The organism is Spiribacter salinus M19-40 (assembly GCF_000319575.2).
GTDB classification, from domain to species: Bacteria; Pseudomonadota; Gammaproteobacteria; order Nitrococcales; family Nitrococcaceae; genus Spiribacter; species Spiribacter salinus.
Map to the genome: position 1 here is coordinate 878025 of NC_021291.1, position 22267 is coordinate 900291.

Below are 22267 nucleotides of genomic sequence, written 5' to 3' on the forward strand. Positions count from 1 at the left end.
CCGACAGCTGTTGAGAAATCATAGCAGGGAGAGCGCCGATGCGCCGGGTGATATTCAATCAAAAAGGTGGAGTCGGTAAGTCCACCATCGCCAGCAATCTGGCGGCGATGGCCGCACACCAGGGCTTACGCACCCTGGTGCTCGATCTGGATCCCCAGGGCAACGCAACCCGTTATCTCCTCGGCGAGAATCCCGAGTCAGCTGACGAAACACTCGCTGGTTATTTCGAGGATACGCTAAGCCACCGGATCTACTCACGCGGGCCTGATGCCTTTGTGTGGCGATCCCCGTTTCAACACCTGTCTGTTATGCCGTCTCACCCTGCGCTTGAGACGCTTCAGGGGCGGCTGGAGTCACGCTACAAAATCTACAAGCTACGGGACTCGCTCGCAGCGCTTGAGGGCTTTGATCGGGTCTACATCGATACACCGCCGGCGTTGAACTTCTATACGCTGTCAGCGCTGATCGCCGCGGATCGCTGCCTGATCCCATTTGATTGCGATGCCTTCGCTCGCCAGGCACTTGATGAGCTGATGGCGAGCGCGGCGGAGCTCAAGGCCGATCATAATCCCGCGCTCGAAGTTGAGGGCGTCATCGTTAATCAGTTCCAGTCGCGTGCGCGCTTGCCGGCCTCCCTTGTGGAGTCACTCAAGGCCGATGGCAACACCGTGCTTGAGCCTTTTCTGTCTGCCTCGGTCAAAGTGCGGGAGTCTCATCAGGTCTCCAAACCCCTGGTTCATCTGGCACCAAGACACAAGCTCACCGCAGAATATGAGGCATTACATCAGCGCCTGGAGTCGGCATGACAACGGACGCCCTGGTCGACACTTCAGCGATGCTTGGGCAGCTGGTTGCCGAATGCGCGTCTGAGCGGGTCCTGCTCATCAGCGATCAATCATCGCTGACGAGCCAGGTGCTGGCACACGGCGGTCAGTCACTCACCGGCGCCGATAGCGAGGCGGAGCGCCTGCCAGATGCCCGGCTCGAGTTAGCCATTGTCGATGGGGAAGCGAACCTACCCGCTGATTCGGCAACAACGCTCGTCAGTCGCTTGCGCGACGTCCATGCCGAGCGTGTCGTTGTGATTGCGGCAGCCGATGAGGGCACAATATTATCGCGTCAGGCCCTGATTGGGCTGGGTTTCCACCGCCGCGGCATCAGCGCTGATCACGGCAGCCGTCGCCGGCGCTGGTATGAATTTGACATGGCGCATTACAAAGTCACGCCAGACTGGCTCAACGCCCGCCATTGGGCTAATCCTGAGCTCTGGGACAAATACCGCTGGTAGCTAAATCCCGCTCGCCCACAGACCGCGGACAATCTCTTCGGCGACAGCCTCCCAACCCGGCTCAAGCATCATGGCATGTGCCATACCCGGCATGGCCTGCCAGTCCGCGCCCCAGAGACCTGCAGTCAGTTGGGTCTCCGGCGCGGAGAACAGGGTATCTTCCGCCCCTGCAATGACCCGCACCGGCGGTTTGGGATCCACTAGCCAGGGTCGCGCTGCGCCATGCATCGACATCTCCCAGAGCGCGCGCTGCGACTCCGGCTGCACGAAACGCGCAAAGCGCTCGAGATCCTCAGGCGCCATACGGTCCGAGAACACGGCACGCCGTGCGATGTCCGCATCAACGACCCGGGCACCCATGGTTTGCATCAGTCCGAACTGGGCAAAAAGCATGGGATCGCCCAGCATCATTCGCAGCGTTGAGGGCATCAGCCCCTGCGGCGGCACCGGCGCGAGCAGGATGGCCGCTGAAGCCGGATGGCGCTCCAGGTAGCGCTGAACAACCAGCGCCCCCATCGAGTGGCCAATCAGAATCGGCGGCGGACCGGCCAGATCAGCGATGACGCGCTCCAGATCCCGCACATATTCATTGATACCCGCATGCGACAGGGCGCCTGCCGACTCACTGGCGCCATGACCCCGCAAACTCGGCGCAATGGCACGAAACCCACGCTCAGCAAAATAGTCCAGAAAATGCTCCTGCCAACACCACGCCCCCACAAAGGCACCATGCACGAACACCACCGGCGTGCTCCGGGTCTGTGTGCGCACAGACGGGTTCGCGCTCAGGATTTCCAGCGCGGGGGCCGTACCGGATCGGCCGTAGGGCCAGACGAATTCAGCGAACATTGGTTTCCCTCTTTGCTCAGGGGGGCTACGCTAACAGATCCAGCAGGATATTCCTGTGATCACCGGTGTCACAATGAGGACTCAACCCGTATGCGAGGGCATTCAGTGTCACGGTATTCATTATGTCACCACATCGCGCTGGCGCTGGCCCTGGCCATCGGGATCAGCTCGACGGCAGCCGCAGATCGACTCACGCCATCGGAAATACACCCACGGGCCTCCCAGGTCATCGGTGAGCTCTTGTCGCGGTATCACTACCGCGATGAGTCCATCGATGATGCCTTATCCGAAGCGGTCTATGACGCGTACTTCGAAGCCTTGGACCCGGATCGCTATTATTTCCTTGAGGCCGACATCCAGGCGTTCCGCCATCGGGCGGATCAACTGGATGATGAACTCCGCGCTGGCGAGCTGGACACCGCTTTCGACATTTTCGCCCGCTATCGGGAACGCGTTGAAGACCGCAGTGAACATGCCCTGGATCGACTGGAGAAAGGACTCGCATTCGACACGGAGGCGCGCCTTGATCTCGATCGCAGCGATGCCGATTGGGCCGCCAGTCGCAGTGAACTCGATCAAATCTGGGATAAACGGGTCATCAATGATGCACTGATCCAGCGCCTGAATAGCCGGGACCGCACCGAGGTGCGTGAGTCGCTGACCAAGCGCTACGAGCGATTGGTCCGCAGCCTCGAGCAATCCAGCGCCGAGGACGTCTTCCAGAGCTACATGAGCACCTGGGCGTCGCAATTCGACCCGCACAGCAGTTACATGTCCCCGCGGACGTCCGAGAACTTCGACATCAACATGAGCCTCTCGCTGGAGGGTATTGGCGCGATGCTGACCAGCGAGGGAGACTTCGTTGAGATTGTCGAGCTCATCCCGGGTGGCCCTGCGGCGGGAAGTGGCGATCTGTCGCCGGGTGACCAGATCACCGGCGTCGGCGATGATCCAGACGCGATTCAGGACGTGGTGGGCTGGCGCCTCGGAGACGTGGTTGACCTGATTCGCGGACCGAAAGGCTCTGAAGTGCACTTGCGCGTCATGCCAGAAGGCCGCGATGGGCACGAGACGACCATTACCCTCACCCGCAATACCGTCGAGCTAGAGGAACAAGCGGCGCAGGCGGAGGTCCGCGAGGTAAAACGTGACGGGCAAAATCACCGCATCGGCGTTATTGATATTCCGGCTTTTTATGCGGATTTGGGCGCAGCCAACGCCGGCGCCGAGGATTACCGGAACACCAGCGATGATGTCGCCCGGCTTTTGGACTCCGAGACACTGTCCGACATCGACGGCCTGGTGATCGATCTGCGTGGCAACGCCGGCGGGTCGCTCGAAGAGGCTGTGCAAATGACCGGACTATTCATCGATCAGGGGCCGGTGGTGCAGGTGAATCGCAGTAACGGCCAGCGCGAGGTCCTCGAGGATCAAGCGGCTGAACCCGCCGAGTACGATGGCCCCCTTGGCGTGATGGTGGATAGCAACAGCGCTTCGGCATCAGAAATTTTCGCCGCCGCGTTGCAGGACTATGGCCGTGGTGTGGTGATTGGTGACCAAACCTTCGGCAAGGGCACGGTCCAGACCCTGATCGGACTTGACCAATTCGGCGTTGGATCGGGCGTTGAAGATGCGGCCACTGGGCGGCTCAAGCTCACCATTGCCAAGTTCTACCGCATCAATGGCGAGAGCACGCAACTCGAGGGCGTTCAACCCGATCTCCATCTCCCCTACCCGCAGAGCAGCGATGAGAGCGGCGAACGCTCGGCTGAGCGTGCCCTGCCCTGGGATACGATTCGCTCAACGGAATACCGGCAACAGGGGGAGCTGGCGCGTTATCTATCAGAACTTCGCCGCCGTCATGACCGGCGCATGCTCACCGATCCTGCGCTGATGAGTGTCAGTGCCGAGGCGAAACGGCTGCGCGAAGCGGAGGCCCGCACCGAAGTCTCTCTAAACGAAGACCGTCGACGCGCGGCCCAGGAGCAACAGGAAGCGGCTCGGCTGGAAGCAGTCAACGCACAGCTCGCGGCCTACGGCCGGGAGACCATTGAGGATCTGGATGACCTCGATCGAGATCAACTGCCAGATGCGCTACTGGATGAAACCGCCGAGGTGATGGTCGATCTCGCAGAACTCATAGGCGAAGACGGCACCGTGGCTCAAGCTGCCGCGAGATAGTCAAAAACCAGCTGAAGCTGCTCACGGCCTCGATAGTAATTCACGTCGAGTCGGAAAACGCCGGTGATCTGCCTGGTGTCTGAGCTCCAACCACGGTCGAGGGCGTTAAAGGCAATAGCATCCAGCTGCTGATTCGGTGCGCATGCTGGCGAGAGCATCAGCTTGAGATGATTTTCACCCACGACACGCTGGCTGCGAACGTGAAACAGGCCGCGGAAGGACGGTTCAGGAAAGCCTGGCCCCCAGGGGCCGCCTTCTCGAATCTGGCGTGCCAGCTCGAGACTGAATTCCGCCGCCTCAAGCTCACCGTCAGTGACGATTTCCTCACCGGGCGGGTGGTCGCCCATGCGCTCGCGCACAAGGCCCTGCAAAACGGACTGGAACGCGGGATACTGCGCCGCAGGCAGCGTCAGCCCCGCGGCCATGGCATGCCCACCAAAGCGCTGAATGACCGCTCCCTCGGTTCGCGTATCGACCGCCTCCAGCAGATCGCGGAGGTGAACACCGGCAATGGAGCGCCCAGAGCCTTTGAGTAGCCCATCCTCCGCCGGCGCAAAAGCAATCACCGGGCGTTGAAAACGCTCCTTGATCCGAGAGGCAACAATTCCGACAACCCCCTGATGCCACTGCTCGTCGTATAAACACAACACCGGTTCAAGTGCGCCGTCAGCGGCAAGCTGGGCGGCCTCAATACCGGCGAGCGCTTCATCGCGCATGCCATGCTCGAGCTCGCGGCGTGTCTGATTCAAGGTCTCCAGCTCTTTGGCGCGGGCTTCCGCGCTCGCCGTATCCTCAGCGAGCAGCGTTTCAATGCCAAGACTCATGTCGCCCAGTCGGCCGGCCGCATTCAGGCGGGGGGCGGCACCAAACCCCAAATCGGCGGCGTTGACCCGCGCTGGTTCCCGACGACTGGCTTTGAGCAGCGCCTGCACCCCTGGGCAACCCTGCCCGACTCGGATGCGCCGCAGACCCTGTGCCACCAGCACACGATTGACCCGATCAAGCGGCACCACATCGGCAATGGTGCCAAGGGCCACCAAATCCAGCAGATCGACCAACCCAGGCTCAGGTCGCCCTGTCGTAAACCAATCCTGATTGCGAAGGGCTGACCGCACCCCCAGCAGCAGATAAAAACAGACCCCTACTCCCGCCAGCCCCTGCCCGGCAAACTCGGCAGAAGCCACCTGTGGATTAACGATGGCCGCCGCAGCCGGCAGCGTTGGCCCCGGCAAATGGTGATCCGTGACGACTACGGGGATGCCAGCCGCACTGGCGGCCTCAACGCCCGCATGCGCGGAGATCCCGTTATCAACGGTCAGGATCAAGTCCGGGTGATGGCCTCGCGCGACCTCAACCAATTCCGGGCTCAGGCCGTACCCAAACTCAAAGCGATTCGGCACCAGATAATCAACGGAGGCCGCACCGAGAGCCCGCAGGCCGCGCAAGGCCACCGCGCAGCTCGTCGCGCCATCGGCATCAAAGTCGCCAACCACCAGTATGCGTTGGCCGGTGATGATGGCCTGCGCCATGATTGCCGCGGCCGCCTCTAACCCGTTAAGCGTATCCGGGTGCGGCAGCTGGGCAAGGCGATAATCCAGATCACCCGCCCCGTCGACGCCCCGCGCAGCATAGAGGCGCTGTAACAGCCCTGGCAGACCATCGGGCAGGACCGGCCACGGCGTGGGCACGGGCCGATCGGTAAACCGGATGCTATCCCCCCTATTCATCCGCGTCGCGTCACCCGCCGGGACAATGGATGCCGCCGACACCAAAAATGCCAATGGGCCCAGGGGCCCAAGCTCAAACGCTCACTGTTGCCGGAATAGAGATTGATGCGCGCACTACCCGCCTGCGCCGCCTTGACCAGTCTGGGGGCGATCAATGTCTCAAACCGCTCAACCGCGGCCATCCAGCCCGCGGCATCACCAGCAACGAGCGCGGCTTCGGCGTCAGTCCAGATCAGTGTTATCTCACCGTTGTCGGCACCCAGGCCCGTGTCGACCCCCTCGAGTGCGGTTCCACCTAAGGTGGCCAGTCCCTGACTCAGGGCGTCGTCACCCACCACCCGGTCGGATGCGAGCTCGCTTGGGGCTGCGGATGGCCCACCACCCCAGAACCATAATCCATTGATTGCAACCTCGCCGCGTGCCTCCCGTTGTTGATTGACGGGATGGTCATGCAAAAACATCTGCATCTCATTAAGAAGCTGTCGCCAGCGGCGGAACGCCACCTCGTCGGGCAGCACCGTATCCAGGTAATAACCGGCCACCTGCGCCAGGGCTGGCAAATCGGGCCCGGGCGGTTCATCCACCAGCAACAGCCAGTCCGCGCCATTGCTCCACAGCGTTAAGCCATCGGCCCCAAACGTGTGGTTGAACGCGTCGACGAGCTGGGTCGACTCTTCCGGTAAGGGTTCAAACTCCGGCCCAGCGAACAGCAAAAGACGATCACGATCTGGCCGCAGATGAACGGGTGCCGCGCGATAGCCGTAGCCGGATAAAGGAAGACCCTGCCCTGCGGCGACCAGCGGACCGGGCGCGGGGAGCGATGGGTGGACTGAGGCGAGTAGGGTTTCGGTATCCACGCCCGCTGCCGGCTCACGCCGCGCGTGCGCCACCAGCCATTCAAGCTGCGGGAAGGGGCCAGCATCGGAAAGTGCATCAGCCAGGGTGCCGGGGACCGGCCCGAGCAGGCGTGGCGCAATGCACTCAATCTGCTGGGGCACGGGCACCGCCTTAGTCCAACCGACGGAGGATTGCCTCGCGCACCGCGGTCGAATTCGCATCCACCGTGGAAACTGCTGCTTCGGCCCGGCGTTGAGCCACATCCGGATCCTTCAAACCATGTCCCGTGAGGGTACAGACCACTGTACTACCCGGCTCGATATGCCCGGCGCGGATATCCCGCAGCGCGCCCGCAACCGATACGGCAGAGGCGGGCTCACAGAACACCCCCTCACGACTGGCGAGCAACCACTGTGTTTCCAGGATCTGCTCATCGGTAAACTCATCAAACCAGCCGCCCGACTCTTCCGAGGCCGACTTGGCGTAATCCCAGCTCTGGGGGGCACCGATCCGAATGGCTGTCGCAATCGTCTCGGGATGGCTCACCGGCCCCCCGCGCAAAAATGGCGCTGAGCCACTTGCTTGATAGCCCAACATAACGGGCCGGGACGACACGGCCGCCTGATGGTACTGACAGTCGCCAGCACAGAAGGCGCAGGCAGCCGTACCGGCCTCTCCAGGCGCCTTGGCCATTTCCGTATACCCCATCCAGTACGCGGTGATATTACCCGCGTTGCCCACTGGCAGACAGTGGTAGTCCGGCGCACGGCCCAACGCCTCGCAAATCTCGAACGCCGCGGTTTTCTGGCCCTGCAACCGATAGGGGTTGACCGAGTTGACCAGGCTGACCGGTGCCTGCTGAGCCATTTCCTTGACGATCCGCATACCGTCATCGAAATTGCCGCGGATCTGCATGACCTCGGCACCATGCATGATGGCCTGGGCCAGCTTGCCCATGGCGATCTTGCCATCCGGAATTAATACAAACGCCCGGATACCGGCCCGGGCGGCATACGCGGCCGCCGAGGCCGAGGTGTTACCGGTCGAGGCGCAGATGATGGCCTGGCTGCCCTCGGCAACCGCCTGCGTGACCGCGACGGTCATCCCGCGGTCCTTGAATGAACCGGTGGGGTTCAGGCCCTCGAATTTAACGTAGAGCGCGACCTCGCGACCCAGATCAGACACCAGATTATCGAGTCGGATCAGCGGGGTGTTGCCCTCGCCCAAACTGATGGGCCGCGCATCGGCCGCTAACGGCAAGCGATCGCCGTAGGCCCCAATTAACCCGGTGTAGCGTTTGGTGTCGGTCATGCCAGCGTCTCCACACGAATACGCACCAGGCTGCCGTGCACTGCATCCAGCGCCTCAATGGCCTGACAGGCTGCATCCATCTTGGACTCGCGGACCCGATGCGTCAGCAGGATCACCGGCACCGTCTCGGCCCCTGGGGCAGGCTGTTTCTGGATCACCGCCTCGATACTGATGCCGGCCTGACTGAGTACGCCGGTGACCTCTGCGAGAACGCCAGGCTCATCCTGCGCTTCAAGCCGAAGGTAGTAGGCGGTGTCCACCGCTTCCATACCCACCACCGGCTCATCAGAGAGCGAGTGGGACTGGAATGCCAGGTAAGGCACCCGGTTCTCTGGCTCCAGGGTGAACTCGCGCACCACATCCACCAGATCCGCAACCACGGCTGATGCGGTCGGGTCCGCGCCGGCGCCAGCACCGTAATACAGCGTGGGCCCCAGCGGATCGGCATTCACCATCACTGCGTTCATCACGCCATCCACGTTTGCGAGCAACTGGCGCTCCGGTAGCAGGGTTGGGTGCACGCGCAACCCGATGCCGTCCCCTTCCCGCCGGCAGATCCCAAGGTGTTTGATACGAAAACCCAGCTCACTGGCGTAGGCCACGTCATCGGTGCTGATCTGGCCGATGCCTTCCATGTGGACCTTGTCGAACTGCAAGGGGATGCCAAAAGCGATAGAGGCCAAGATGGTGAGCTTGTGCGCCGCATCCACGCCCTCCACATCGAACGTCGGGTCGGCTTCGGCGTACCCGAGACGCTGCGCCTCGGCGAGGACTTCACCGAACTCACGGCCTGCATACAGCATTTCGGAGAGAATGAAATTGCTGGTGCCGTTAATGATACCGGCTAGCCACTCAATCCGATTACCTACCAGGCCCTCGCGCACGGCCTTAATAATCGGGATGCCACCCGCTACCGCCGCCTCGAACCCGACCGTGACACCATTGTCTCGGGCCCGGGCAAAAATCTCGTTACCGTGCAGCGCAATCAGCGCCTTGTTGGCTGTCACGACGTGCTTGCCGCGCTCGATCGCCCGCAAAGTGAGTTCCTTGGCGAGGTCAACGCCACCAATGAGCTCAACGATGATTTCTGTATCAGGGTCATCCACCACGGCAAAGGCATCGTATTCAAGGCGCATGTGCTCGGTACTACAGGTCCGCGCCCGATCCGGGTGACGGGCTGCTGCATGAACCACATCAATGGGCCGCCCGGCACGCCGCGTGATCTCATCGCGATTGCGCTCAAGCAGATTGACGGTGCCTCCGCCTACTGTGCCTAGGCCAAGCAGGCCTACCTTTACCGGCTGCAACTGGACTCTCCCGTGTTATGAACATGACCATCCCGCCGGAACATCTGCTTGATGCCCCGGACGGCTTGGCGTGTGCGGTGCTGATTCTCGATCAACCCGAAGCGGACATACTCATCCCCGTATTCACCGAAACCGATACCGGGCGAGACAGCAACACCCGCATCCCGCAGCAGTTTCTTCGAGAACTCGAGCGAGCCCATGTCGCGGTATGGCTCGGGGATCTGCGCCCAGACGAACATGGTCGCCTTGGGCTTTTCGACTGGCCAGCCAGCGGCTTGCAGCCCGTCGCAAAGCACATCCCGGCGCGCCTGATACGTATCCCGAATCTCAGTGACGCATTCCTGCGGACCCTCGAGCGCGTGGATCGCTGCCACCTGGATGGGAGTAAACATGCCGTAGTCGAGATACGATTTCATTCGGGCCAGCGCGGCAATGACCTGAGCATTGCCGCAAACAAAGCCGACTCGCCAACCCGGCATGTTATAGCTCTTCGATAGCGAGAAGGACTCCACGGCCACCTCCCGCGCGCCCTCGACCTGAAGAATAGAAGGCGCCTCGTAGCCGTCGTAGACCAGATCCGCATAAGCCAGATCATGAACGATCCAGATGCCGTGCTCCCGACAGATCGCGACCACGCGCTCGAAGAACTCAAGCTCAACGCATTGCGCCGTCGGGTTGGCCGGGAAATTGAGGATCAGCATCTTCGGCTTCGGCCAGGTGTCCTTAATGGCCTTTTCCAGCTCCGTGAAGAAATCCCCCCCCTGCACCAGGGGCACATGGCGGATGTCCGCGCCCGCGATCACGATGCCGTAAGGATGAATGGGATACGCCGGGTTGGGCACTAACACCGCATCGCCGGGCCCCAGTGTCGCCAGGGCGAGGTGAGCTAGCCCTTCCTTGGACCCGATGGTGACGATGGCCTCGCTCTCTGGGTCAAGCGCGACATCGTAGCGTCGGTGGTACCAGCGCGTGATGGCTCGGCGCAGACGCGGGATGCCTCGAGACATGGAGTAGCGATGGGTATCCGGCCGTTGGGCCGCCTCCACCAGCTTCTCGACGATATGCGGTGGCGTGGGCAGATCCGGGTTGCCCATACCGAAGTCGACGATGTCTTCTCCCCGGGCCCGGGCCTGCGCTTTCAACTCGTTCACGATGTTGAAAACATAAGGTGGCAGGCGCTTGATGCGCTGGAATTCCTCGTTCAAGCCGATCCCCTGGGTTGCGATGTCCATATGATAACCGGTGAACGCTAAATTTGCCCCCTGTGCGTGTCAAATGGACGCTCCTTGCTCAACCCCAAAGCCGGCGGCTATCGTTGCCTAATGAAAATGAGTATGGACAGCGCGGAGGGTGCGTACCGCATCCTCGGCTACAGCGATGGCGAGATCCGGATCAACGATGCGCGATATAGCGCCAGTCTCCTGGTCAGCCCGGATACCCTGGTCACTGAGTGGGGCCCGACGAGCCTCGAGGCTCTAACGAGCGATCATCTACAGACCGTCAGCGAGCTGGCGCCCGAAGTGGTGCTGCTCGGGACGGGCGCCCAGCAGAGTTTCCCGGGCCGGGAGCTCATGCTTTCGCTAATGCGCGGTGGCATCGGTCTAGAGGTCATGGACACCGCCTCCGCGTGCCGAACCTATAACCTGCTGATGTCAGAGGGCCGTCGCGTGGTCGCCGCGCTCATCTTGGATGGTGGCGAGCTTACTGGCACTCAGGGGAGATAGCTCGCCGGATTCACGGGATCGCCCTGCTGGCGGATCTCGAAATGCAGATGACCCGCGCGCTCACCATCAGTGGCCACCCGGGCGATCGCATCGCCGCCCTCGACCCGCTCACCCTCGCCCACGAGCAGTTCGCTGTTATAGCCGTAGGCTGTAAGAAACTGGTCGTTGTGCTTGATAATCACCAAATTACCGTAGCCACGCAGTCCGCTGCCGCTGTAGACCACATCGCCGCCACCGGCAGCCGCGACGACGCTACCCGGCTCCGCGCCAATGCGAATCCCCCGCTTGCCGATCGCATTGGCGTCGTACGCCCCGACAATCTCCCCTTCCACAGGCCACTGCCAGGCAATCGGCCCGCTCAGCCCGCTGCTCTGCGCGCTGGACTGTGTTTGACCGCTGCCCGTATCAGCTGGGCCACTCAGCACCAGTTCCTGGCCTGCGAAGATCAGATCTGCCGAGCGCAGATCGTTCCAGCGGGCGACATCCCGAAAGTCGAGGCCGTATTGCCAGGCGATTTGATAGAGCGTCTCGCCTCGCTCAACCACATGCACGTCGCCCGCAACCACGTCAGTGTCCGCCTGACGCAGCGCCCGATCACTCGCATAGTCGAATTCCGTGCAGCCAGCGAGGATCATCACCACAGCCAGCAGGACGCCGCCGCGAACCTTCATAGCGAGACCGCGAGGACGACCACAACCAGAGCCAGCACGGTCAACCAACCGATCCGCTCCATGTAGCGCCGCAGCCAGGGTTCCGCCCTTGGCCCACCCCAGGCCAGCACGCTTGCCACCAGGTAGAAGCGGGCCCCGCGCCCCAACAGCGAGGCCAGCACGAACGGCAGCCAGGCGATGGCCATTGCACCGGCCGCGATCGTGAAGATCTTGTAAGGAATCGGTGAAAAGCCCGCAACGAGCACGACCCAGAATCCCCAGTCAACAAACCAGCTGCGCGCCATTTCATAGGCGCCGGCATGGCCGGTGTCCACAATCACCGGCATGACAAGCTCCAGGCCCACCACGCCGATCAAATAACCCAGCAAACCACCGGCAACGGAGGTCAGCGTTGTCAGCCCCGCCAGGTGCAAGGCCCGATCCGGGCGCGCCACACTCATCGGCGCCAGCATCACATCCGGGGGAATCGGGAAAAATGAGGACTCTGCAAAGCTCAGCGCGCCCAGAAACCAGGGGGCCCGGCGATGTCGAGCCCAGCGCAGAACCGCATCGTACAGCCGTGTGAACACGCCCATTACTCCGTCCCGGCGATCATCGGCACAAAACTCACGGCCTCAACCCCTTCCTCCACCACGGTGTCGCCGCTGCGACGGTAAATGCGCAACTCCTGCGCCTGGCTATCACCGACCGGTGCAAGCAGTTCTCCGCCCTCGGCCAGCTGCTCAAGGAGCGGCTCGGGGATCACCGTGGGCGCCGCCGTCAAAATGATCGCATTGAACGGCCCCGCACTGGCCCAGCCGGCATGGCCGTCGCCGAGCCGTTGCCGGATGTTGGAAAGCCCCAGCTGCCGAAACAGCGCTCGGCTGCGTTCATGGAGCGCGCGAATCCGCTCAATAGTGTGGACCTGCCCGACCAGCGCCGCGAGAACGGCCGCCTGATAGCCGGAGCCGGTGCCAATCTCAAGGATGCGCTCCGGTATCCCTTCGCGAATCAGAATTTCTGTCATGCGCGCCACGACAAATGGCTGCGAAATCGTCTGCCCATGACCAATCGGCAGCGAGCTGTCCTCGTAGGCGCGGGAGGCCAGCGCCTCGTCCACGAACAAATGGCGGGGCACCTGACGAATGACATTCAGCACATGGACATTACGGATACCGGCGTCGCCAAGCCGCCTGGCAAGCCGCTCACGCGTCCGCTGCGAGGTCATGCCGATACCATCACGCCGGCGGGCATCCATCAGCCAAGGCCTCCAATCCAACCCGAGATCTGATCGAGCGCCGGATACCGGGTGAGATCGACCTGGATGGGGGTAACTGAGACGAAGCCGCGCGAGACGGCGTTGAAGTCCGTCCCTGGCCCGGCATCTTGCTGCGCCCCGGGTGGACCAATCCAGTAGATGGGCCGGCCTCGCGGATCCTGCGTGCGAATTGCGGCCTCGGCGCGGTGCCGCTGACCCAGCCGCGTGGCCTCAAAGCCTTCGAGAGACGCCCAGGGCACATCGGGCACGTTGATATTCAGAATCGTATCGGCCGGCAATGGTTCGTCACTCAGCCGCCGTATGACCCGTCTGGCTACCTCGGCCGCGGTGTCGTAATGCGTGGGCTCGTGACTGGCCAGCGAGATCGCGATGGCCGGCAGGCCTAAACTTCGGCCCTCCATGGCGGCTGCCACCGTGCCGCTGTAGAGCACATCGTCGCCGAGGTTCGCCCCCGCGTTGATCCCGGAAACCACCATGTCGGGGAGTTGCTCCAGCAATCCGGTAATGGCGAGATGCACGCAGTCCGTTGGCGTCCCTTCCACCCGATAGACGGCACCGTATTCATGCGACACCCGAATCGGCCACTCCAGCGTCAGCGAGTTGCTCGCGCCACTGCGATCGCGTGAGGGCGCTACAACCGTGACCTCCGAGCGCTCGGCCAGGGCCGTCGCCAACGTCTGAATACCGGTGGAGTCATAGCCATCGTCGTTACTGACGAGAATCCTCATAGCGCTCTCTTGTTATCCTTGAACATCGCCCGTGTACTATACCGATCAATGAGCGTTGCGGGAGCCAGTGATGCAGGATGACGACCCGGATACCGCACTGTTTCGTGCCGCCATGTCGGATGTCCGCCCCATGCGCTCACGCCAGACTGCCGAGCTAAAACGCCGGCGCCCGCCACCCGTGCCCGGACAGCGGCATGCCGATGACCGCGCCGTGCTGCGGGAACTCGCTGAGGGCGACCCCGATGGCAATCCGCTTGGCGTGGAGCTGGGCGAAGCACTTGCCTATGCCCGCCCCGGCCTGCAAAAACGCACCCTCAAGCGACTGCGGCGCGGTGAGTTCAGCGTCATGGCCGAGCTGGATCTCCATGGACAGACGGTTGAACCGGCAAAACGCCTGCTGCATGACTTCATTAACGAGTGCCATCGTCGCCACCTGGGCTGCGTGCGCGTAATTCATGGCAAGGGCCGACGCTCCTCCAATGCCGGCCCCGTGCTTAAAGGCCAGGTCGACCGCTGGCTACGCCAGCGCGATGACGTGCTGGCCTTTTGCTCCGCACGGCCCGTGGACGGGGGAACGGGCGCCCTCTATGTCCTACTCAGGCGCTGACCAGGTCACCAGCTCCCGTAACACGGTGGTGGCATAGGCCCCACGCGGCAACCTGCAGGTGATCACCAGCGTTTGTGGCGCAGGCCAGGCCCAGGCGAGCTCCCCAACACTCAGCCGAAGCGCACGTCGGGCGGCATCAAGCCCCTGGGCGGTCAGGCCGTCCACAGCCGCTGCCAGGCAAGGCGTTTGTTTGTCTTCCCAGTCGGCCAGCGCCGCCGGCAACCGCAGGGCATCCGCCCGACGGCCAGGCAACGGGCCCGTGGCGTGAACGTGCAAGCCGGCCATACGCCGCGCCAGTGAGTCCGCAGGCTCCTCACTTGCCGGGAACAGACTGCCGCGCCCATCGAGGACCATCAGGTCGTCCGCTATGGCTTGATTCCAGCTGCCATCGAGCACGCGCGCCGCTAGCACCCGATTAAAGACCTCGCTACGCAGCGCCGAGAGCTGCATGCTGCGATCACTCCGACCCCGGGGGCGCCTACCCCCGGTTAACCAGTCAACCGCGGCCGAGAGGTTGCGACCGCCGCGTCCGAACCGCTGCGGGCCAAAGTAATTGGGGACACCACAGCGCGCCACCCTGGCAAGCCGGCTACTCACCGCTCTCGGGTCCAGGCTCGCCTCGCGCAGCGTCAGCCGAAAGCGATTGCCCTGCAAGGCACCGATTCGCAGCTTGCGGCGGTGGCGCTCAACGCTCAACACCACCAGACCCTCACCGATTGGCCCGGTCTCCGGTAATGCGGCATTCACTGGCCAGGGCACACTGAGCCATTGCCGCGTCACGGCCTGTCGATCTTTACGACCGGCGTAACCCATCTCACGCCGCGGGCAGTCCCACGCGCGCGCAAGCTGCTGCATCGCGTCCGCGGTACTCAAGCCGCACTTTTCGATCTCAACGAGCAGATGCGGGCCTTCGCCATCCGCACGATAGCCAAGCACCTCGGTCACCTGAAAATCTGCGGGAGAGGCCGCCACCCGGGCCTGTCCCAGCGGTGCGCCCCAGGCGTTTACCGGCGTTATCGGGCTAATGGGCCCCGTCAGGCCAGCCGTCGGCTCACTCACGAGTCAGCGTTGGACTCGAGCATGACAGCGGCCATCGCCGCAATCCCCTCGCCCCGGCCCGTAAAGCCCATCCACTCCAGCGTTGTGGCCTTGAGATTGATGCGCCCCGGTGTCACACCAAGATCCTCGGCGAGATGGGCCTGCATGGCCGGGAGATATTCCATTAACTTGGGGCGCTGGGCGATGAGCGTTGCATCGATATTCACCACCGACCAGGTCGGGTCAAGCACCTCCCGAACCACCTGACGCAACAGCCCACGGCTGTCCGCACCGGCATAGGTGGGATCCGTATCAGGGAAGTGCTGCCCAATATCCCCCGCACCAGCCGCACCAAGCAGCGCATCGGTGATCGCATGCAGGAGCACATCACCATCGGAGTGTGCGGCAAGTCCGTAATCGAAAGGAATCGCTACCCCACCGAGGATCAGCGGCCGCCCAGCCACCAACTGATGGGCATCCACGCCCTGGCCGATGCGCAAATTCACGCGCCCTCACCGCCCGTGCTAATCATCCATCGCGCCAACAATGGCGCATCTTCGGGATAGGTGTATTTGATGTTTGACAGGCTCGCGGCAACCAGGATGGGCCGCGCACCCATGCGCTCCATGGCACCGGCTTCATCGGTTACACGGTCATCTGCGGCATCCAGGGCGTCGCGCAAGCGACCCAATGGAAAGAGTTGCGGCGTCATCGCTTGCCATAAGCCCTCGCGCGCAGCGGTCTCGGCGACAGCCCCATTGGCATCAGCGCGTTTGAGCGTATCGCGCACAGGGCAGGCAAGCAGCCCGCCATCCGGCTCATCACCAACCGCGTCGACCAGACGCTCAATGTCTGACACCGCCACTGCAGGCCGGGCCGCATCGTGGACCAGCACCCAGTCCTCATCGCCTGCCCCAATCGCTGCCAGGGCGCGCAGCGCGGAGCGCACACTGGCCGCGCGCTCCGCCCCGCCAGAACAAAAATGCACGCGGCTGTCTTCCGCCGCGGGCAGCGTCGTTGCACGGGTATCTTCAGCGGCCACCGCCAGCATCACACCACTCATCCCGGGAACGGCCAGTAAGGCATCCAGCGACCAGGCCAGAACCGAGCGCCCCGCGACCACATGATACTGCTTCGGGATTTCGTCACCGGCGCGCAGCCCTGCGCCCGCCGCCGCAATCACGCCCCACAGTGGACTAGCGCTCATCAGGCTCGATCACCAGGTAAAACTGCTCGTCAGCACCGACCATGCCAAGCTCCCGACGGGCTCGCTCTTCGATGGCCTCCTGGCCCTGACGCAGATCGGCAACGTCAGCCGCCAATGCGCGATTGCGCTCGTCCAGGGCTTCGTTCTGCGACGCCTGCTCTTTAACGGCGTGCTGGAGTCGCCAAACCTCCGGAATCGAGCCATCCCCGAGCCACAGACGCGACTGCAACAGGAACAACACCAGGAGCAGAAGGGCTGCGACGATCCGCATGCCGCGTTCCTAGGCACCCAGCCGCTTGAGATTCGGAAATGCCTGGCTGCCGGCATACCGGGCGCCATCGCCGAGGGCTTCCTCAATGCGCAACAGCTGGTTGTATTTTGCGACCCGGTCGGACCGACACAGCGACCCCGTCTTGATTTGGGTCGCTGTACTGGCGACCGCCAAATCGGCAATGATCGTATCCTCGGTCTCCCCCGAGCGGTGCGAAACCACCGCGGAATAGCCCGCTTCGTCTGCCATTGCGATCGCATCCAAAGTCTCAGTTAACGTTCCGATCTGATTGAATTTAATCAAAATCGAATTACCGATACTCTGCTCTATGCCCTGGCGGAAAATCTCGGTGTTGGTAACGAACAGATCATCGCCAACAAGCTGAACGCCCTCACTGATTCGTTGCGTCAGCGCCGCCCAGCCCATCCAGTCGTCCTCCGCCATGCCATCCTCGATGGAGAGAATGGGATAACGGTTGGCCCAGTCCGCCAGCACCTCGGCGAACCCCTCGGCATTGAACCGCCGGTCCTCCGAGGCCAGATAGTATTCCCCGTTTTCGTAAAACTCCGAGCTGGCCGCATCCAGCGCCAGCCAGACCTCTCGACCCGGCTCATAACCTGCTGCTGTGATCGCCTCGAGGATCACCTCGATGGCCGCCTCATTGGACGGTAAATCCGGCGCGAACCCGCCTTCATCGCCAACGGCGGTGGACAAGCCTCGTGCCCCGAGAACCTTCTTGAGCGCATGAAAGATCTCAGTGCCGCATCGCAACGCATCACTGAAGCGCTCAAAGCCCACTGGCATCACCATGAATTCCTGGATATCCACACTGTTGCTGGCATGCGCGCCGCCATTGAGGATATTCATCATCGGCACCGGGAGGACGGGCGCTGCATTCGGTGCCAGGTAGCGGTAGAGCATCTGCCCTGCCGCATTGGCCGACGCCTGCGCCACGGCCAGTGAGGCGCCCAGCAGGGCATTGGCGCCAAGCCGGCTCTTGTTGGGCGTGCCATCCAGCTCGATCAGTCGTTCGTCGACGGCGCGCTGAGCGGTCGCCTCCATGCCACTGAGCGCGGCCTGAATCTCTCCGTTGACGTTGGCAACGGCCTGCTGAACGCCCTTGCCGAGGTAGCGATCGGCCTCGCCATCCCGCAGCTCCACCGCTTCGCGGGCGCCGGTCGACGCGCCCGATGGCACAGCCGCCCGCCCAAAGCTGCCATCACTCAGCGTAACGTCGGCTTCAAGAGTGGGATTACCCCGTGAATCAAGGATTTCCCGGGCATGGATGCGGCTAATCGTTGGCATAAATTGCCTCCTGTTAGAGTGCCGTTTCGGCAAAGCCGTGGCGCTTCACCACGGCATCGAGCTCGATCAGCGTATCAAGCAGATCGGCGAGTTGATCGAGTGGCCAGCTATTCGGGCCATCAGAGAGCGCCTCAGCAGGCCGCGGATGGGTTTCCATAAAGAGCCCGCTGACCCCGGCCGCAACCGCGGCTCGGGCCAGTACCGGTACATGCTCGCGCTGCCCGCCCGAGGCGTGCCCCTGCCCACCCGGTAACTGCACGGAATGGGTTGCGTCGAACACCACCGGTGCACCCGTCTCGCGCATCACCGCCAGCCCGCGCATATCCGAGACCAAGTTGTTATACCCGAACGACACGCCCCGCTCACATACGGTGACCTGCGAATTGCCCGTGGCGCGGGCCTTGTCCACCACATGGCGCATGTCCCATGGGGCAAGAAACTGGCCTTTTTTAATGTTTACGGGTAGGCCGCAACTCGCAACCGCCTGGATAAAATCGGTCTGACGGCAGAGAAACGCCGGCGTTTGAAGCCAGTCAACGACAGCAGCCACCTCATCGAGGGGCGAGGCCTCGTGGACGTCGGTGAGCACCGGCACTTGCAGCGCTGAGCGTACGGTCTCCAACGCACGCAGCCCCGCCTCTATCCCAGGCCCCCGATAACTCCCGGCCGAAGAGCGATTGGCCTTGTCGTAGGATGCCTTGAAGATAAAGCCGATATTCCGGGCCTGTGCCATCTCCGCCAGGCTGCCCGCGATCTCGAGGGTGAGCGCGGAAGACTCCACCACACAGGGCCCGGCGATCAAAAACAGGGGCTGATCCAGACCCACGGGCCGCCCAGCGACGTGCACGCTCACCCGGATGCCTCCGCCTGCTCGGCGCGATGGGCCCGAGCGGCATCCACAAAGCTGCCGAACAGCGGATGCCCGTCCCGGGGCGTTGAGGTGAACTCCGGGTGGAACTGACAGGCCAGGAACCAAGGGTGATCCGGCAGCTCAACGGCCTCGGCGAGATGGCCGTGACTCGACCAACCCGAAATCACCAGTCCGGCGTCAGCGAGCGCTGATTCATAGCCATTATTGAATTCGTAGCGATGGCGGTGACGCTCGACAATCCGGTCCTTGCCATAGATCTGGTGATAGCGCGTGCCACGGACCAGATCACAGGCCTGTCCGCCGAGCCGCATGGTTCCGCCCAAATCGGATTCGGCATCCCGATACTCGCGTAATCCCTCGGCGTTCATCCACTCGGTGATCAGGCCAATGACCGGATGCCGCGGATGCGTGACAAACTCTGTGCTATGCGCCCCTTCGAGCCCCGCCACGTGACGGGCATATTCGATCACCGCCACCTGCATCCCAAGGCAAATACCCAAATAAGGCACGCCCTCGCGTCGGGCATAGCCGGCGGCGGCGATCTTGCCCTCGATACCCCGCTCACCAAAGCCGCCGGGCACCAGGATGGCGTCGACGTCGTTCAGCAGCGAGGTGCCATCCCGCTCGATCGCCTCGGAATCGATATAGCGAATCGACACCCGCTGGCGCTGCTGAATGCCCGCGTGGCGAAGCGCCTCATTCAGGGACATGTAGGCGTCAGCCAGATCAACATACTTGCCGACCATCGCCACGGTCACCTCGCCCTGCGGTGCCTCCATGGCCTCCACGACATGATCCCAGTCCGACAGGCTGGCGGGCGGAAGCTCCAGACCCAGCTTCTCGGCGACGATGTTGTCGAGCGCCTGGTCATGCAGCATGGCGGGGACTTTATAGATGTTATCGACATCCAGCGCCGAAATAACCGCCCGCGATTCGACGTTGGTAAAGAGCGCGATTTTGCGTCGCTCCTCCGCCGGAATCGGCATCGTGGCACGGCAAACCAGGATATCGGGCTGGATGCCGATGGAGCGCAGCTCCTTGACGGAGTGTTGTGTGGGCTTGGTCTTCATCTCCCCGGCAGCCCCTACCCACGGCAGCAGCGTGAGGTGAATAAACAGGCAGCGGTCTCGGCCGAGTTCCGTGCCCATCTGCCGAATCGCCTCCAGAAACGGAAGGGATTCGATATCACCGACCGTGCCACCGATCTCGATCAGCGCAATATCGGCACTGCCTGCGCCCCGCTCAATGCACGACTTGATCTCATCGGTGATATGCGGAATGACCTGAACAGTGCCGCCCAGATAGTCACCACGGCGCTCCTTGCGGATGACACTCTCGTAGATACGCCCTGTGGTGTAGTTGTTGTCCTGGCTCGCCCGCATGCGCACGAAGCGCTCGTAATGTCCGAGATCAAGATCGGTTTCCGCACCATCGTGAGTGACGTACACCTCGCCGTGCTGGAAAGGGCTCATGGTGCCCGGGTCGACATTGATGTAGGGATCGAGCTTGACCATGGTCACCTCGAGTCCCCGCGCCTGAAGGATGCTGCCCAATGAGGCGGCCGCAATGCCCTTGCCCAGAGAGGACACGACACCGCCGGTGATGAAGATAAATCGAGTCATTGTTCCCGTCGGCCTGCTGGCGGATTGCGGCGGCGGGAGGCCCCCGCAGGACGGGTTGAAAAGGTAGCAGAACCCGCGAGGGGGCACAATGAAAACGGCCCGCGGCGGTTTAAGGCTCCCTCTGGAAATAATGCCAATCCGGGGCGTCGGGCCGCTCGGCTGGCGCCCAGACGGGCGCGAGTGCGACCGCGTTGCCTGACGCTGCTGCGCGGGCATCAACGCCGATACCTGGTACCGCTAGCGGCTCGTCAGCTGCATCCACCAGGATCGGCAAATGCAGCCGCCACCAGGGGGGCATGTTGGCCTCACGGAACAGCGACTTAAGCGCCCGGCGCGGACGCCCGGGGATCTGCAGTCGATCGCCGGGGCGCATAACGCGCGCGGTTACCCCTGCATCCAGCCAGGTCGGCACCAGGCCTGCTTGGCCCGCATCCGGCCTCCACGACAGCGTTCCCAGCCCTGGCCAGGTTCGCGGCTCAGGTCCCTTCACGACTTCGTTGTCTGGTACAGACGGCCAACCAACCGGCAGACGATACAACTGATCGCCAAAGCGGGCCACGCGTCCCTCTGGCCAGCTCATCTCCGGCGCTCGGTCCGGTGCTGCGCGGACAAACGCGGCAATAGATGCCTCAAGCCGACGTCGGCCGGGCGGCCGAATTCCGCCGGATCTGAGCCACTCCCGCAGCATCAGACACTGAATAACCGGCGGTTCGGCTGCAAGACAGGACACGCGCATCGGGCCGTCTTGCTCGAGCAACGCGGCTTCCAGCCGTGGTGCGAGTAATAGGCCCCGGGCCTCGCGATCCGCACGCGCGTCGTGCGCAAGCGCATTGAGGGCATGAACCGCGCCTGGCCATTCCGACTCAAGCGTTGGCAAAAGATGCTGGCGCACACGCACGCGATCGTAGCGAAGCGATGCGTTACCGGGGTCATCCACCCAGCGTAGCCCCCTGGCTTCGGCGTAAGCCGCCAACTCGGCGCGGCGATACGCGAGTAGCGGGCGTATCAACGAACCCACACCGAACGACTGGCAAGGCGACATCGCCCCGAGGCCATCCACACCCGTTCCACGTAAAAGGCGCAAGAGCACCGTTTCAGCCTGATCCTCCGCGTGATGCGCGGTCAGCAGCGCATCCCCCGCCTGCAGCGAGTCAGCCAGCGCGGCATAACGCGCGGCACGCGCGCCTGCCTGAACACCCGCCTTGTGGGCGTCCACGTGCACGCGCTCTACCCGCAGATCGACGCCCGCCGCCTGACAGACGCTTTCACAGTGGGTCACCCAGTCATCAGCCGCCGCGGCTAATCCATGGTGAACATGGCAAGCCAAAACAGGGCGGCCGCTCGCGCAAGCGAGATCGAGAAGCACGGTGGAGTCGAGACCGCCGCTGAAGGCGACCACCAGGCGCTGGACACCGGAAGGCAGGCTGGCAACCACATCCGCCGGTGTGGGCAGTGTCATGGCGAC

The 22267-nt window shown here is 63.0% G+C and carries 23 protein-coding genes; 5 read left to right on the forward strand and 18 right to left on the reverse strand.

The features are described 5' to 3' along the window. Nucleotides 1-38 precede the first annotated feature (38 nt). Both SPISAL_RS04395 and SPISAL_RS08670 read left to right on the forward strand, forming a co-directional pair. Complete coding sequence (locus SPISAL_RS04395; RefSeq protein ID WP_016353262.1) at nucleotides 39-806, forward strand: ParA family protein; 768 nt, start codon at nucleotides 39-41, stop codon at nucleotides 804-806. Beyond that, nucleotides 803-1288, forward strand: coding sequence for a DUF6231 family protein (locus SPISAL_RS08670; RefSeq protein ID WP_016353263.1), 486 nt, complete (start codon nucleotides 803-805; stop codon nucleotides 1286-1288). Before SPISAL_RS04395 ends, SPISAL_RS08670 begins: the two co-directional genes overlap by 4 nt. On the opposite strand, the gene SPISAL_RS04405 is transcribed toward SPISAL_RS08670, so the two are convergent. Next, nucleotides 1289-2137, reverse strand: a complete 849-nt coding sequence (locus tag SPISAL_RS04405) for an alpha/beta hydrolase (protein WP_016353264.1) — start codon at nucleotides 2135-2137, stop codon at nucleotides 1289-1291. It lies immediately after the preceding gene. Between the two features lie 105 nt (nucleotides 2138-2242). Here SPISAL_RS04405 and SPISAL_RS04410 point away from each other — a divergent pair, with 105 nt between their 5' ends. After that, on the forward strand, nucleotides 2243-4318 hold the full coding sequence (locus tag SPISAL_RS04410; RefSeq protein WP_245539886.1) for a carboxy terminal-processing peptidase: 2076 nt from the start codon (nucleotides 2243-2245) through the stop codon (nucleotides 4316-4318). On the opposite strand, the gene recJ is transcribed toward SPISAL_RS04410, so the two are convergent. From recJ to alaC, 5 genes are read right to left on the reverse strand one after another with little or no spacing between them, the layout of a single operon-like run. Then, nucleotides 4300-6045, reverse strand: coding sequence for a single-stranded-DNA-specific exonuclease RecJ (recJ, locus tag SPISAL_RS04415; protein ID WP_016353266.1), 1746 nt, complete (start codon nucleotides 6043-6045; stop codon nucleotides 4300-4302). The two genes, SPISAL_RS04410 and recJ, sit on opposite strands and share 19 nt — an antisense overlap. Beyond that, nucleotides 6042-7043, reverse strand: a complete 1002-nt coding sequence (locus SPISAL_RS08675) for a 2,3-bisphosphoglycerate-independent phosphoglycerate mutase (protein WP_016353267.1) — start codon at nucleotides 7041-7043, stop codon at nucleotides 6042-6044. The genes recJ and SPISAL_RS08675 overlap by 4 nt, the downstream gene beginning before the upstream one ends. A 10-nt stretch (nucleotides 7044-7053) precedes the next feature. Then, on the reverse strand, nucleotides 7054-8193 hold the full coding sequence (thrC, locus tag SPISAL_RS04425; protein WP_016353268.1) for a threonine synthase: 1140 nt from the start codon (nucleotides 8191-8193) through the stop codon (nucleotides 7054-7056). Then, nucleotides 8190-9500 carry a homoserine dehydrogenase gene (locus tag SPISAL_RS04430; protein ID WP_016353269.1) on the reverse strand — a complete coding sequence of 437 codons (1311 nt, stop codon included), beginning with the start codon at nucleotides 9498-9500 and terminating at the stop codon, nucleotides 8190-8192. The genes thrC and SPISAL_RS04430 overlap by 4 nt, the downstream gene beginning before the upstream one ends. Continuing rightward, nucleotides 9488-10732, reverse strand: a complete 1245-nt coding sequence (gene alaC, locus SPISAL_RS04435; RefSeq protein ID WP_016353270.1) for an alanine transaminase — start codon at nucleotides 10730-10732, stop codon at nucleotides 9488-9490. The genes SPISAL_RS04430 and alaC overlap by 13 nt, the downstream gene beginning before the upstream one ends. Nucleotides 10733-10834: 102 nt before the next feature. Between alaC and SPISAL_RS04440 the strand changes: the two genes are divergently transcribed. After that, nucleotides 10835-11224 carry an Mth938-like domain-containing protein gene (locus SPISAL_RS04440; RefSeq protein ID WP_016353271.1) on the forward strand — a complete coding sequence of 130 codons (390 nt, stop codon included), beginning with the start codon at nucleotides 10835-10837 and terminating at the stop codon, nucleotides 11222-11224. Here the strand turns inward: SPISAL_RS04440 and SPISAL_RS04445 are convergent. The 4 genes from SPISAL_RS04445 to surE are packed head-to-tail and all read right to left on the reverse strand — an operon-like array spanning nucleotide 11212 to nucleotide 13881. After that, nucleotides 11212-11895: a peptidoglycan DD-metalloendopeptidase family protein gene (locus tag SPISAL_RS04445; protein WP_016353272.1), complete on the reverse strand. Its 684-nt coding sequence runs from the start codon at nucleotides 11893-11895 to the stop codon at nucleotides 11212-11214. The two genes, SPISAL_RS04440 and SPISAL_RS04445, sit on opposite strands and share 13 nt — an antisense overlap. Next, nucleotides 11892-12470, reverse strand: coding sequence for a YqaA family protein (locus SPISAL_RS04450; RefSeq protein WP_016353273.1), 579 nt, complete (start codon nucleotides 12468-12470; stop codon nucleotides 11892-11894). The genes SPISAL_RS04445 and SPISAL_RS04450 overlap by 4 nt, the downstream gene beginning before the upstream one ends. Further along, nucleotides 12470-13132 carry a protein-L-isoaspartate(D-aspartate) O-methyltransferase gene (locus tag SPISAL_RS04455; RefSeq protein WP_016353274.1) on the reverse strand — a complete coding sequence of 221 codons (663 nt, stop codon included), beginning with the start codon at nucleotides 13130-13132 and terminating at the stop codon, nucleotides 12470-12472. Before SPISAL_RS04455 ends, SPISAL_RS04450 begins: the two co-directional genes overlap by 1 nt. Beyond that, nucleotides 13132-13881 (reverse strand): 5'/3'-nucleotidase SurE, encoded by a 750-nt coding sequence (surE, locus tag SPISAL_RS04460; protein ID WP_016353275.1) that lies wholly within the window; start codon nucleotides 13879-13881, stop codon nucleotides 13132-13134. Before surE ends, SPISAL_RS04455 begins: the two co-directional genes overlap by 1 nt. Nucleotides 13882-13951: 70 nt before the next feature. On the opposite strand from surE, the gene SPISAL_RS04465 reads away from it, so the two are divergent. Then, nucleotides 13952-14488 (forward strand): Smr/MutS family protein, encoded by a 537-nt coding sequence (locus SPISAL_RS04465; RefSeq protein WP_016353276.1) that lies wholly within the window; start codon nucleotides 13952-13954, stop codon nucleotides 14486-14488. On the opposite strand, the gene truD is transcribed toward SPISAL_RS04465, so the two are convergent. The 8 genes from truD to tilS form a co-directional block, all read right to left on the reverse strand. After that, on the reverse strand, nucleotides 14474-15547 hold the full coding sequence (gene truD, locus SPISAL_RS04470; RefSeq protein ID WP_016353277.1) for a tRNA pseudouridine(13) synthase TruD: 1074 nt from the start codon (nucleotides 15545-15547) through the stop codon (nucleotides 14474-14476). The genes SPISAL_RS04465 and truD overlap by 15 nt on opposite strands. Beyond that, complete coding sequence (gene ispF / locus SPISAL_RS04475; protein WP_041389617.1) at nucleotides 15544-16026, reverse strand: 2-C-methyl-D-erythritol 2,4-cyclodiphosphate synthase; 483 nt, start codon at nucleotides 16024-16026, stop codon at nucleotides 15544-15546. The genes truD and ispF overlap by 4 nt, the downstream gene beginning before the upstream one ends. 2 nt (nucleotides 16027-16028) lie before the next feature. Further along, nucleotides 16029-16733 (reverse strand): 2-C-methyl-D-erythritol 4-phosphate cytidylyltransferase, encoded by a 705-nt coding sequence (gene ispD, locus SPISAL_RS04480; protein WP_041389219.1) that lies wholly within the window; start codon nucleotides 16731-16733, stop codon nucleotides 16029-16031. Beyond that, entirely contained in the window at nucleotides 16723-17004 is a 282-nt protein-coding gene (ftsB, locus tag SPISAL_RS04485) for a cell division protein FtsB (protein ID WP_016353280.1), read from the reverse strand. Before ftsB ends, ispD begins: the two co-directional genes overlap by 11 nt. 9 nt (nucleotides 17005-17013) lie before the next feature. Next, nucleotides 17014-18309, reverse strand: a complete 1296-nt coding sequence (gene eno / locus SPISAL_RS04490) for a phosphopyruvate hydratase (RefSeq protein ID WP_016353281.1) — start codon at nucleotides 18307-18309, stop codon at nucleotides 17014-17016. 13 nt (nucleotides 18310-18322) lie between these two features. After that, on the reverse strand, nucleotides 18323-19156 hold the full coding sequence (gene kdsA, locus SPISAL_RS04495) for a 3-deoxy-8-phosphooctulonate synthase (protein WP_016353282.1): 834 nt from the start codon (nucleotides 19154-19156) through the stop codon (nucleotides 18323-18325). A 2-nt stretch (nucleotides 19157-19158) separates the two neighbouring features. Further along, the gene (locus SPISAL_RS04500; RefSeq protein ID WP_016353283.1) at nucleotides 19159-20802 is read right to left on the reverse strand and encodes a CTP synthase; all 1644 of its coding nucleotides are present in this window, start codon (nucleotides 20800-20802) and stop codon (nucleotides 19159-19161) included. Nucleotides 20803-20911: 109 nt separating this feature from the next. After that, nucleotides 20912-22261, reverse strand: a complete 1350-nt coding sequence (tilS, locus tag SPISAL_RS04505) for a tRNA lysidine(34) synthetase TilS (protein ID WP_016353284.1) — start codon at nucleotides 22259-22261, stop codon at nucleotides 20912-20914. Nucleotides 22262-22267 lie beyond the last annotated feature (6 nt).